Raw genomic sequence first — 11,439 nt, forward strand, 5'->3', positions numbered from 1 at the left:
CATGAAGTTTTTCATAGATACAGCTAATTTAGAGCAAATTAAAGAAGCACAAGCATTAGGTATTTTAGACGGAGTTACTACAAACCCATCTTTAATGGCAAAAGAAGGTATTACAGGTCAAGACAATATTATTAACCATTACAAAGCTATTTGTGATTTAGTAGATGGTGATGTTTCTGCTGAGGTAATCTCTACAGATTTTGATGGAATGGTTAAAGAAGGTGAAGCTTTGGCTGCTTTAAATCCACAAATTGTGGTAAAGTTACCTATGATAAAAGATGGTGTAAAAGCTTGTAAGTATTTTTCATCAAAAGGAATTAAAACAAATGTAACTTTAGTATTTTCTGCTGGTCAAGCTTTATTAGCTGCAAAAGCAGGTGCAACTTATGTATCTCCTTTTATTGGACGTTTAGATGATATTTCTACAGACGGTTTAAATCTTATTGCAGAAATTAGAACTATTTATGATAATTATGGTTTCGATACAGAAATTTTAGCAGCATCTGTAAGACATACAATGCATGTGATTGATTGTGCTAAAATTGGTGCTGATGTTATGACTGGGCCTTTAAGTGCTATAGAAGGTTTATTAAAACATCCTTTAACAGATATTGGTTTAGCAAAATTTTTAGCAGATTATAAAAAAGGAAACTAAACGTATTAGATTTCGTATCTTTGCAATGTCATTTTGAGCTTTCAGAATGACATTTTTTAATGCACAAAATGTACCCAAAAAAAGAACTTGCACAATTAGTTATTTCAGCTTGCCATCAATTTAATATTGATACAGTTGTCATATCTCCTGGTTCTAGAAACGCACCTTTAACCATTGGTTTTTCTAACCATCCAGAAATTGAAACCTTAAGTGTTGTAGATGAAAGATGTGCTGCATTTTTTGCTTTAGGTATAGCACAACAAAAACAAAAACCAGTGGCAGTTTTATGTACTTCTGGTTCTGCATTGTTAAATTATTATCCTGCTATTGCAGAGGCTTTTTATAGTGATATTCCTTTAGTAGTTATTTCTGCAGATAGACCTAAACATTTAATTGATATTGGTGATGGACAAACCATTAGACAAGAAAATGTTTTTGAAAAACATATATTGTTTTCTGCAAACTTGATAGAAAACCCAAAATTTAAAACTAGAAATTCGCAATTAATAGGTGAAGCTTTACAATTAGCAACTTCTCAAAAAGGTCCTGTACACATTAATGTACCTTTTGATGAGCCCTTGTATGAAACTGTAGATAAATTAAAAGAGTTTCATTTTCCAAATATATCTATGAGTTCTTTAGATAATGCTAATATAGATTATCAGAAGTTAGCTAATATTTGGAATAATGCTGAGAAAAAAATGTTGGTCATTGGTGTAAATTATCCAGATGCAGAATTACATAGTTTAATGGATTTGTATTCAGAAGATGACTCAGTATTAATTTTTACAGAAACCACGTCTAATCTTTACCATGATAAAGCTATTAATGCTATAGATCAATTAATTTTTTCTCTAGATGATGATGAGTTTACAGCTTTACAGCCAGATATTTTAATCACTTTTGGTGGTATGATTGTTTCAAAAAGAATTAAACGTTTTTTAAGAGATTATCAACCAAAACATCATTGGAATATCGATGAGAAAAAAGCAACAAACACTTTTTTCTGTTTATCAGAATTTATTCAAACAAAACCTGTAGACTTTTTCTCAAAGTTTAATAAAATCATCAATAAAAAAGAAAGTGATTATCAACCAAAATGGTTAAAAATTAGAGATTACAGAAGAATAAAACATGCTGAGTATTTATCACAAATAAAACATTCTGACTTTAAAGTTTTTGAACAAGCTTTACAAAGTATTCCTAATCATTGTCAATTACAAATTAGTAATAGTGCAATCATTAGATATGCTCAATTATTTACCTTAAAAAACACATTAAACGTTTTTTGTAATAGAGGTACAAGTGGTATAGATGGTAGTACATCAACTGCAATTGGAGCAGCATTTGCCAATGAAAAACAAACTGTTTTTATAACTGGTGATTTAAGTTTTTTCTATGATTCTAATGCATTATGGAACACTAATATTCCTAATAATTTTAGAATAATATTAATAAATAATTCTGGAGGAGGAATTTTTAAGATTATTCCAGGTCCATCCACTACAGATGCATTAAAATATTTTGAAACTCCACATTGTTTAACTGCAGAACAGTTTAGTAAAATGTATGGTTTTGAGTATCAAAAAGCATATTCTACTAACACAGTTTCAGAAGCATTAAAAGATTTTTATACAGCATCTAATCAACCAAAAATATTAGAAATTTTCACACCAAGCTTAGAGAATGATATTGTTCTTAAAGACTATTTTAAATATATCAAATAATGGATTTTCAAGAAGGAGATAAAGTACAGTTATTTATAAAATCTGAAACAGCTTTAGGTTACATTGTTACTATAAATGAAGAGTTTGAAGGATTGTTATATAGAAATGAGGTTTTTCAAGATGTAGAGGAAAATATGGAAATTGATGGATATATTAAAACCATTAGAGAAGATGGTAAAATTGATGTTTCTTTACGACCTCAAGGGTTTCGAAATGTCATAGATAAAGATGTAGATAAAGTTCTTGAAAAGCTTAAAAATAGCAGAGATGGTTATTTGCTATTAACAGATAAAAGCTCTCCAGAATCTATTAAATTTCAATTACAAATGAGTAAAAAAGCTTTTAAGAAAGCTGTTGGAAATTTATATAGAAATAAATTAATTGTTTTAAAAGAAGATCGTATAGAATTGGTAAAGTAATGAAAAGATTACTGGTTTTAATATTGCTCTTAAATTTTTCTTTTGTAAAAGCTCAAAATCAAGAGGTTTTATCATCAGATAGACCTGGTCAAGCATTATCTTCAAGCGTTGTTGGTAATCATGTTTTTCAAATTCAAACAGGTATAGATTTTTCTAATGAAAACTCAAATTTTTTACCAAGTTCTTATTTTAGATATGGTTTATCTGAAAGATTTGAGATAAACTCTGGGTTTATTTTTTCTGGATCTAATTTTGCAGAAAATTTAAGTTCTTTATCTATTGGAGCAAGATATCTTGTAAGTAATTCTAATAACAAGATGCAGTCTAGTTTTCAATTTTCTTATGATGTTAAAGCAGAAGAAAATAGTGGGCAATTGGTTTATATTTTAGGTAATTCTTTTAATGAGAAGCTATCTTATACAGCTAACTTAGGAATTAATTTTACAGACAATTTAAGCTTAGCTAATACTTTTTATGTTTTTAATATAACATATTCTATAAACAACAAAATAGGATTATTTGCTGAGAATTTTGGAACTTTATTTTCTTCTAATTATCAATTTAATTACGATACAGGTGTTTATTATTTACTAAATAATAATTTTCAATTAGATGCTGTAATTGGAGATAATGATGGTTTTTTTATTGGAGCTGGTTTTACTTGGAGAGTTCAACCAAAAAATAATTATTGACCACCAAGTCTTAAAATATTTTCATAATAATTATCTGCATTTGGATCAGCAGGATCCATTTTTCCATACCCAATTTTATAGTATTTAAGAGCCTTTTTAAAGTTTTTACCAGTTTCATAATATCGACCAATGTAGTATTCTCCTAAAGGAGAAGAAGGAAATCTTTTTAAAATCATTTTACCAAAATCAAACAAACGATCTCCATTTTCTTTTTCGATAATTATATTTTCTATAGCATAAATATCTTTTTCTCTAATACCTAAACTACTACCAAATAAAAACTCTATTTCTAAATATTTGTCTTCTAAGTAAGCAATTGCATCTATAGGTGAAAGTTCTTTTATTTTTTCTTCATATTCTTCTTTAGAAATGGCAGAATAAACTTCAAAGATTTTAGTCATAGCCCTTGGTATAGCTTCAGAAATAGCAGAAACAGAACTATCAGTTATAATATTGTCGTTAATAATGTTAAAGTTTTTAATTTCTAAAGTAGATAATGCAGTTTGAATTTGACTTATTTTAGTTTTCTTACTTGCTGAGAAAGCATCAGAATTATTGATATACAAATAAAAAGTATTGTCTTCATTAGCAAATTTATTTAGGTTGTAAGATTGTAATTCAGATCCAATAAAATCAGAAAAAGAAGGGTTTATGCAAACAAAAGAATTAATAAAAGCCGTATTTTCTTGTAAAAAATGAGTAATTAAATTTGCAGAATATCCTTGACCAACAAAACTTACAAAAGGAGATGTTCTGTAATTACTCTCCATATAAAATAAAACTTCGTCTCTTAAAAAATCATAAAAATTTTTAGAAGAGTTAATAAGAGCACCTGAGTTTAAATCAAAACCAACATCTTTAGCTCTAGTTTCTTCCATAGAAATGCCAACAACAATTTGTTTTGGAGCTTTATCTTTTTTTGCAAAAAGAATACTATTACCAACATAAGTATCAAACATAAATTCTTCATCTAAAACAATAGCTAAAGGGTAATTTTTTATACTGTCTCTCTCATAAGAATCAGGTATGTAAATTTTTAGGGTTCTTGTAGTTTCCATGATTTCAGATTCTAACTCTTTCACAATAATGTTTTGCGAAAAAATAGAAATACAAAAAATGAAAAATATAAATGAGAGTGATTTCTTAATCATGAGTTAGATTGTTTATTTTTGCAATGATTGACTTTTTGTTCTGATTTTAGAACGTGTAAAATACAAAAATATGATACAACCTGAATGGAAAACAGCTAAAGAGTATGAAGATATCACCTACAAAAAATGTAATGGTGTTGCAAGAATAGCTTTTAATAGACCCAATGTTAGAAATGCATTTAGACCCAAAACAACATCAGAATTATATGATGCATTTTATGATGCAGGAGAAGATACTTCAATAGGTGTAGTTTTATTATCTGCTGAAGGGCCAAGTACAAAAGATGGTGTATACTCTTTTTGTTCTGGTGGAGACCAAAAAGCAAGAGGTCATCAAGGTTATGTTGGTGATGATGGCTATCATAGATTAAACATATTAGAGGTGCAAAGATTAATACGTTTTATGCCTAAAGCTGTTATTGCAGTTGTTCCTGGTTGGGCAGTTGGTGGTGGACATAGTTTACACGTTGTTTGTGACCTAACTTTAGCTTCTAAAGAACATGCTATTTTTAAACAAACAGATGCAGATGTTACTTCTTTTGATGGTGGTTATGGATCTGCATATTTAGCAAAAATGGTAGGACAGAAAAAAGCAAGAGAAATCTTCTTTTTAGGACGTAATTATTCAGCTCAAGAAGCCTATGAAATGGGAATGGTAAATGCTGTAATACCTCATGATGAATTAGAAAGTACTGCTTATGAATGGGCACAAGAAATATTAGCAAAATCGCCAACATCAATAAAAATGCTAAAGTTTGCAATGAATTTAACAGACGATGGTATGGTTGGTCAGCAAGTATTTGCAGGTGAAGCAACACGTTTAGCATATATGACAGACGAAGCTAAAGAAGGTAGAGACGCGTTTTTAGAAAAACGTAAACCAAACTTCCCAAAAAAATGGATTCCTTAGTATTAGATTAAATTAGAGTACAATTAATAATCATTAATGAAAATAATTTGTATTGGGCGCAATTACGCAAAGCATATAGAAGAATTAGCAAACGAAAAACCAGAACATCCAGTTGTTTTTTTAAAACCAGATTCTGCAATTCTTCCTAAAAAAAATCCTTTTTTTATTCCTCCTTTTTCTAATGATGTACATTATGAAGTTGAGGTTCTAGTTAAAATTAATAAGGTAGGAAAACATATAGATACTAAGTTTGCTTATAAATATTATGATGAAATTGGTTTAGGAATCGATTTTACTGCTAGAGATGTGCAAGCAAAATGTAAAGAAAAAGGCCTGCCTTGGGAAAAAGCTAAAGCTTTTGATGGGAGTGCAATTATAGGTGAGTTTTACCCAAAAGAACAATTTGATTTAAATAATTTAAGTTTTCAATTATATAAAAATGATGAGTTGGTTCAAGATGGTAATACAGAAGCTATGCTTTGGAAAGTTGATGAATTAATTTCATACGTATCTCAATATTTTACTTTAAAAAAAGGAGATATCATTTTTACTGGTACTCCTGCAGGAGTAGGAAAAGTATCAGAAAATGATGAGTTAAAAGGATTAATAGAAGGTAATGAAGCTTTTCAAATAAGGGTTAAATAAGATTATTTAATCTAAGAAATAAAAAAAGTGAATCACTATGAATTTTTTAATTCAAATTTTAATTTCAATATTCATTGGTGCTTGTTTTACTTTTTTAGCAAAAAGGTTTGATAAAAGTCAAACATTATATTTTTTCACAGGATTTTTTATAAGTCTCTTTACAAGAATTATTTACTTATTTATATATGGTTTTATAACTGAATTTACAATAGATCAAGAATTTAATTTACATAAATATTTATCTATTATTTTAAGTATAGTAATTGCGTACATATTATTTATGGTATTAAAAAAAAGACTAATTAAAAGTCAGTCAGAACATTTAGATATTAATGAAATAGGAAAACAATGAAAGCAGAAATTATTACTATAGGAGATGAGATTTTAATTGGTCAAATTGTAGATACCAATTCGCAATGGATAGGAACTGAGCTAAATAAAATAGGTGTTTCTGTTTATCAAATATCATCTATACAAGATGATAAGCAACATATTTTAAATGCTCTACAAGAGGCACAAGAAAGAGTAGATATTGTTATAATTACTGGTGGTTTAGGTCCTACAAAAGATGATATCACCAAACATACAATTGCAGCATATTTTAATGATACTTTAGAACTCAATGAAGATGTTGTACATCATATTAAAACATTATTTGCAAAATATAACATTCCTTTTGGTGAATTAAATCGATTACAAGGTATGTTACCAACTAAGGCAACAGTTCTAAATAATAATTATGGTACAGCACCTGGAATGTGGTTTTTTGAGAATAATACTGTTTTTGTATCACTTCCTGGTGTACCTAATGAGATGAAAGGTTTAATGCAGTTTGAGGTATTGCCTAGAATTCAAAAACAATTTAAATTACCATATATCTTACATAAAACAATTATGACATATGGTTTAGGTGAAAGTGCTTTAGCTGAAAGAATAGAAGATTTCGAAGATAATTTACCAAACTTTATAAAGTTAGCATATTTACCTAATTACGGAAAAGTTCGTTTACGTTTATCTGCAAAAGGAGATAATAAGCAGATTTTAGAAAAGGCATTAAAAGAGCAAATAGAAAAATTATATAAAATCATACCAGATATAATAACAGGAGTAGATATTGATGGTAATATTGAAAAAACTGTTGGAGAATTATTAAAAGAGCATCATAAAACAATTTGTACAGCAGAAAGTTTAACAGGAGGCAAAATTGCCTCTACAATAGTTTCTGTTCCAGGTTCATCATCCTATTATAAAGGTAGTTTTGTTACCTATACAAAAGAGAGTAAAATGAATATGTTAGGTCTTTCTTCTGATTTAATAGACCAGCATTCTGTGGTTAGTGAGGCTGTAGCTAGAGAAATGGCATTATCTGCTAAACTAAAGCTAAATACAGATTATGCAATAGCTGTTACAGGTAATGCAGGACCAACAACAGATAATAATGATAAAGAAGTTGGTCTTGTTTACATAGCTTTAGCATCAAATAAAGGAGTAGAAGTTTCAGAGTTTAATTTTGGAAAACCAAGAGGAAGAGTCATAGATAAAACTGTAAATAAGGCCTTAGAATTATTACAAAAAGAAATATTAAAAAATAAATAAATTTGTTTTGTTCAGAATTAGAATTATTTGTAGATTTGCACCTCGTTTAGAGATAACACTAATAATACTGTCAAGAAGATGTCTAGAGTTTGTGAATTAACAGGAAAAAAAGCAATGGTTGGGAACAATGTTTCTCACGCTTTGAATAGAACAAAGAGAAAGTTTGACGCTAATTTAATGACAAAGCGTTTTTACATTCCAGAAGAAGATAAATGGATTACTTTAAAAGTATCTGCTTCAGCTTTAAAAAATATTAACAAGAAAGGAATTTCTGCAGTTATAAAAGAAGCAAGAGCTAAAGGTTTTTTAACAAAATAATCAGCTTAAGCTTATAAAATTATAAAGAGATGGCAAAAAAAGGAAATAGAGTTCAAGTAATTTTAGAGTGTACAGAGCATAAAGCAACTGGACAACCAGGAACTTCTAGATACATCACAACTAAGAATAAAAAGAACACTCCAGATAGATTAGAGATTAAGAAATTTAATCCAATCTTAAAGAAAATGACTGTTCATAAAGAAATTAAATAATAAAACTATCTAGAACTCAGAATAGAGCACATAGATATAAAGCATTTTACAATGGCAAAGAAATCAGTAGCATCGTTACAAACAGGATCAAAAAGATTAAGTAAAGCAATAAAAATGGTAAAATCTCCAAAAACAGGAGCTTACACATTTGTTGAAGCTATTATGGATCCTACTCAAGTAAATGACTTTTTAGCTAAAAAGTAATTTCTTCACAAACAATATTATAAAGCTACTTTCTTTTTAGATAGTAGCTTTTTTTTATGCATTATAATTATGTACTTTTGATGACAATATGACTTAAATAAAGAGTTGGCATACTTTTTATAGAATAGGTTATAGTAAATAAGTAAATATGAGTTTTTTTAAAAATATTTTTTCAAAAGAAAAAAAAGAAACTTTAGATAAAGGTCTAGAGAAGTCCAAAGAAAGCTTTTTTGGTAAACTTTCTAAAGCTGTTGCAGGTAAATCTAAAGTAGATGATGATGTTTTAGATAATTTAGAAGAGGTTTTAGTGGCTTCTGATGTTGGTGTTGCAACAACACTTAAAGTTATAGATAGAATTGAAGAAAGAGTAGCTAGAGATAAATATCTTGGTACAGAAGAACTTAATGTTATTTTAAGAGAAGAAATTGCAGGCTTATTATCTGAAACTAATGTGGGTAATGATACCGATTTTAGTATTCCAGAAAATAAAAAGCCTTATGTATTAATGGTTGTGGGTGTAAATGGAGTTGGTAAAACAACAACTATTGGTAAACTTGCTTCACAATTAAAAAAGAAAGGTTTAAAAGTAGTATTAGGTGCTGCAGATACATTTAGAGCTGCTGCAATAGACCAACTACAAATATGGGCAGATAGAGTAGAAGTGCCAATTGTTAGACAAGAAATGGGTTCTGACCCTGCTTCTGTAGCTTTTGATACTTTAAAATCTGCAGTTGCCCAAAATGCAGATGTTGTAATTATAGATACTGCTGGACGTTTACATAATAAAGTAAACTTAATGAATGAGCTTACCAAAATTAAACGTGTAATGCAAAAGGTCGTTAGTGATGCACCTCATGATGTTTTACTGGTCTTAGATGGTTCTACAGGACAAAATGCATTTGAGCAGGCTAAACAATTTACCAAAGCTACAGAAGTTACTAGCTTAGCTGTAACTAAATTAGATGGTACTGCAAAAGGTGGAGTTGTTATTGGTATTTCAGACCAGTTTCAAATACCTGTAAAATATATTGGAGTAGGAGAAGGTATAGACGATTTGCAAGTGTTTAATAAACACGAATTTGTAGATTCTTTTTTTAAGTAGAAAAACTTTTTCATTTTTTATTAAAATTATTTAATAAATTCAAATTAATAATAACCTCATAAGTAACATTCTTATTTATGTTACTATTTATTAAATTTGATATACTATATATTTAGTCTTATTTTTAATGAAATTTTTATACATGAAAAATCTACTCTTATTTTTATTGACTATTGTATTACTTTCTTGTAATTCAGAATCTAATCAACCAGACGTTGTTTTTAATAAATATGATGAAACTGCAGCTTTAGAAGCACAGCAAAATCATGAAAACCCAAGAATGAAGTTTAAACTTTTTCAATCTAAAGTATTAGATATGAATGAAGTTTTTAAACCTTTTAACGCGGCTTTATCAGCTTTTTCTGAAGAAGAGTATCAATCTTTAAAGCCATTAATCATTGAGCAAAATATACCAACAATTCAAGGTCATGTAAAAGAAGGAAAATTAAGTTATGAAAAACTAACTTTATTCTATTTGTATAGAATTAGAAAATTTGAAAGCGATAGTACAAAATCTTTAAATGCTATTATTACACTAAACCCAAATGTTTTAGAAGAAGCAAAGCAAAGAGATAAAGATAGAAAATGGGGTATTTTAAGTGATGTAGAAATTTACGGAATGCCAATTCTGTTAAAAGACAACATCAATACAGAAGGCATGCCAACTTCTGCAGGTGCTTTAGCTTTACAGAATAATAAAAATACAGAAGACGCTTTTATTGTAAAAAAGTTAAAAGAAAATGGAGCCTTAATTTTGGGTAAAGCTAATTTAAGTGAATGGGCATATTACTTTTGTTCTGGTTGTCCTCTTGGCTATAGTGCAATAGGTGGTCAATCTTTAAATCCTTATGGAAGAGCTAAATTTGAAACAGGAGGTTCAAGTGCATCAAGTGGAACAGCTGTTGCAGCAAATTATGCTGTTGCTGCTGTTGGTACAGAAACAGCTGGTTCTATAACATCTCCTTCAAGTCAAAACTCTGTAGTAGGTTTAAAGCCAACAACAGGATTGTTAAGTAGAACAGGTATAGTACCAATTTCTGGTACTTTAGACACACCTGGTCCAATGACTAAAAGTGTTACAGATAGTTGGATTTTTCTAAATGCAATGTTAGGTGAAGATAATAAAGATCCCAAATCTTTTGAAATGCCTGATAAAGATTTTGGAGATATGGAAGATGGTTTTAAAGGTAAAAAAATAGGTGTACTTACTTATTTATTACAAGATTCTATTTATAACAGTAATGTAAATAAAATTAAAGAAGCTGGGGCTACAATAGTTGAGGTAAATCCTCCAAGAGTTGGTTTACCTGGTTTTTTAACCTTGTTAAATATAGATATGAAATATGATTTACCTCATTATTTAAAAAGTGATGCAGATAAAAACGTAACAGTAACCTCTGTAAAAGATGTTATAGATTTTAATGTAAAAGATTCTATTTTAAGAGCGCCTTATGGTCAACAATTATTCGAAGGTATTGTAAAAGATACTACTTCTAAAAAACAATTAGAGTCAATTAAAGTTACTTTAAAAGAAAATGGTAGATCTTATTTTAATGCATTAAAAGAAGAAAATTTAGATGCAATTTTATCCATTAATAATTACCATTCTGCATACTCTGCAGTTGCAGAATATCCTAATTTAACAGTGCCTATGGGATATAAAGAATCTGGTGAACCTGTAAGTTTAACCTTTGTGGGGTTACCAAAAACAGAAGGTAAATTACTTATTTTAGGATATGCTTTTGAGCAATTAACTAAGGTTAGAAAATTACCTGAAAACTATCAATAGATTCTAATTTGTTCATTAA

Annotated in this window: 14 protein-coding genes; 13 read left to right on the forward strand and 1 reads right to left on the reverse strand. The window is 28.8% G+C overall.

Annotation, left to right across the window (positions count from 1 at the left end; all coding sequences use genetic code 11):
• Position 1: 1 nt before the first annotated feature.
• The 4 genes from fsa to ACFOWD_RS08750 all read left to right on the forward strand — a co-directional run bounded on the left by fsa (position 2) and on the right by ACFOWD_RS08750 (position 3,493).
• Positions 2 to 655: a fructose-6-phosphate aldolase gene (fsa, locus tag ACFOWD_RS08735; RefSeq protein WP_298993765.1), complete on the forward strand. Its 654-nt coding sequence runs from the start codon at positions 2 to 4 to the stop codon at positions 653 to 655.
• Positions 656 to 723: 68 nt separating this feature from the next.
• Positions 724 to 2,382 (forward strand): 2-succinyl-5-enolpyruvyl-6-hydroxy-3-cyclohexene-1-carboxylic-acid synthase, encoded by a 1,659-nt coding sequence (gene menD, locus ACFOWD_RS08740; protein WP_377409853.1) that lies wholly within the window; start codon positions 724 to 726, stop codon positions 2,380 to 2,382.
• Positions 2,382 to 2,801, forward strand: a complete 420-nt coding sequence (locus ACFOWD_RS08745) for a DNA-binding protein (RefSeq protein ID WP_298993761.1) — start codon at positions 2,382 to 2,384, stop codon at positions 2,799 to 2,801. Before menD ends, ACFOWD_RS08745 begins: the two co-directional genes overlap by 1 nt.
• Positions 2,801 to 3,493, forward strand: a complete 693-nt coding sequence (locus ACFOWD_RS08750) for a hypothetical protein (RefSeq protein WP_377409855.1) — start codon at positions 2,801 to 2,803, stop codon at positions 3,491 to 3,493. Before ACFOWD_RS08745 ends, ACFOWD_RS08750 begins: the two co-directional genes overlap by 1 nt.
• Here the strand turns inward: ACFOWD_RS08750 and ACFOWD_RS08755 are convergent.
• Entirely contained in the window at positions 3,487 to 4,575 is a 1,089-nt protein-coding gene (locus ACFOWD_RS08755) for an alpha/beta hydrolase-fold protein (protein WP_298993757.1), read from the reverse strand. The genes ACFOWD_RS08750 and ACFOWD_RS08755 overlap by 7 nt on opposite strands.
• 139 nt (positions 4,576 to 4,714) lie before the next feature.
• Here ACFOWD_RS08755 and ACFOWD_RS08760 point away from each other — a divergent pair, with 139 nt between their 5' ends.
• The 9 genes from ACFOWD_RS08760 to ACFOWD_RS08800 all read left to right on the forward strand — a co-directional run bounded on the left by ACFOWD_RS08760 (position 4,715) and on the right by ACFOWD_RS08800 (position 11,420).
• Positions 4,715 to 5,554 carry a 1,4-dihydroxy-2-naphthoyl-CoA synthase gene (locus tag ACFOWD_RS08760; protein ID WP_298993755.1) on the forward strand — a complete coding sequence of 280 codons (840 nt, stop codon included), beginning with the start codon at positions 4,715 to 4,717 and terminating at the stop codon, positions 5,552 to 5,554.
• A 36-nt stretch (positions 5,555 to 5,590) separates the two neighbouring features.
• On the forward strand, positions 5,591 to 6,199 hold the full coding sequence (locus ACFOWD_RS08765; RefSeq protein ID WP_298993753.1) for a fumarylacetoacetate hydrolase family protein: 609 nt from the start codon (positions 5,591 to 5,593) through the stop codon (positions 6,197 to 6,199).
• Positions 6,200 to 6,236: 37 nt separating this feature from the next.
• Positions 6,237 to 6,551, forward strand: coding sequence for a hypothetical protein (locus ACFOWD_RS08770; RefSeq protein WP_377409858.1), 315 nt, complete (start codon positions 6,237 to 6,239; stop codon positions 6,549 to 6,551).
• On the forward strand, positions 6,548 to 7,795 hold the full coding sequence (locus ACFOWD_RS08775) for a competence/damage-inducible protein A (protein WP_377409860.1): 1,248 nt from the start codon (positions 6,548 to 6,550) through the stop codon (positions 7,793 to 7,795). The genes ACFOWD_RS08770 and ACFOWD_RS08775 overlap by 4 nt, the downstream gene beginning before the upstream one ends.
• 78 nt (positions 7,796 to 7,873) lie before the next feature.
• Entirely contained in the window at positions 7,874 to 8,113 is a 240-nt protein-coding gene (rpmB, locus tag ACFOWD_RS08780; RefSeq protein WP_114425721.1) for a 50S ribosomal protein L28, read from the forward strand.
• A 29-nt stretch (positions 8,114 to 8,142) separates the two neighbouring features.
• Positions 8,143 to 8,325: a 50S ribosomal protein L33 gene (gene rpmG / locus ACFOWD_RS08785; RefSeq protein ID WP_075327393.1), complete on the forward strand. Its 183-nt coding sequence runs from the start codon at positions 8,143 to 8,145 to the stop codon at positions 8,323 to 8,325.
• 51 nt (positions 8,326 to 8,376) lie between these two features.
• On the forward strand, positions 8,377 to 8,529 hold the full coding sequence (locus ACFOWD_RS08790) for a DUF4295 domain-containing protein (protein ID WP_084339855.1): 153 nt from the start codon (positions 8,377 to 8,379) through the stop codon (positions 8,527 to 8,529).
• Positions 8,530 to 8,677: 148 nt separating this feature from the next.
• Entirely contained in the window at positions 8,678 to 9,631 is a 954-nt protein-coding gene (gene ftsY / locus ACFOWD_RS08795; protein WP_377409865.1) for a signal recognition particle-docking protein FtsY, read from the forward strand.
• 142 nt (positions 9,632 to 9,773) lie between these two features.
• The gene (locus ACFOWD_RS08800) at positions 9,774 to 11,420 is read left to right on the forward strand and encodes an amidase family protein (RefSeq protein WP_377409867.1); all 1,647 of its coding nucleotides are present in this window, start codon (positions 9,774 to 9,776) and stop codon (positions 11,418 to 11,420) included.
• The last annotated feature ends 19 nt before the right edge of the window (positions 11,421 to 11,439 follow it).

The sequence above is a fragment of the Polaribacter marinivivus genome (assembly GCF_042651285.1).
GTDB lineage: Bacteria > Bacteroidota > Bacteroidia > Flavobacteriales > Flavobacteriaceae > Polaribacter > Polaribacter marinivivus.

What these genes read in the sequence shown, in the direction of transcription:
- ACFOWD_RS08760 (WP_298993755.1), top strand. Translation starts at nt 4,715, where the DNA reads ATGATACAACCTGAATGGAAAACAGCTAAAGAGTATGAAGATATCACC.
- ACFOWD_RS08745 (WP_298993761.1), top strand. Translation starts at nt 2,382, where the DNA reads ATGGATTTTCAAGAAGGAGATAAAGTACAGTTATTTATAAAATCTGAA.
- ACFOWD_RS08790 (WP_084339855.1), top strand. Translation starts at nt 8,377, where the DNA reads ATGGCAAAGAAATCAGTAGCATCGTTACAAACAGGATCAAAAAGATTA.
- ACFOWD_RS08750 (WP_377409855.1), top strand. Translation starts at nt 2,801, where the DNA reads ATGAAAAGATTACTGGTTTTAATATTGCTCTTAAATTTTTCTTTTGTA.
- ACFOWD_RS08800 (WP_377409867.1), top strand. Translation starts at nt 9,774, where the DNA reads ATGAAAAATCTACTCTTATTTTTATTGACTATTGTATTACTTTCTTGT.
- ftsY (WP_377409865.1), top strand. Translation starts at nt 8,678, where the DNA reads ATGAGTTTTTTTAAAAATATTTTTTCAAAAGAAAAAAAAGAAACTTTA.
- menD (WP_377409853.1), top strand. Translation starts at nt 724, where the DNA reads ATGTACCCAAAAAAAGAACTTGCACAATTAGTTATTTCAGCTTGCCAT.
- fsa (WP_298993765.1), top strand. Translation starts at nt 2, where the DNA reads ATGAAGTTTTTCATAGATACAGCTAATTTAGAGCAAATTAAAGAAGCA.
- ACFOWD_RS08775 (WP_377409860.1), top strand. Translation starts at nt 6,548, where the DNA reads ATGAAAGCAGAAATTATTACTATAGGAGATGAGATTTTAATTGGTCAA.
- rpmB (WP_114425721.1), top strand. Translation starts at nt 7,874, where the DNA reads ATGTCTAGAGTTTGTGAATTAACAGGAAAAAAAGCAATGGTTGGGAAC.
- ACFOWD_RS08770 (WP_377409858.1), top strand. Translation starts at nt 6,237, where the DNA reads ATGAATTTTTTAATTCAAATTTTAATTTCAATATTCATTGGTGCTTGT.
- ACFOWD_RS08765 (WP_298993753.1), top strand. Translation starts at nt 5,591, where the DNA reads ATGAAAATAATTTGTATTGGGCGCAATTACGCAAAGCATATAGAAGAA.
- rpmG (WP_075327393.1), top strand. Translation starts at nt 8,143, where the DNA reads ATGGCAAAAAAAGGAAATAGAGTTCAAGTAATTTTAGAGTGTACAGAG.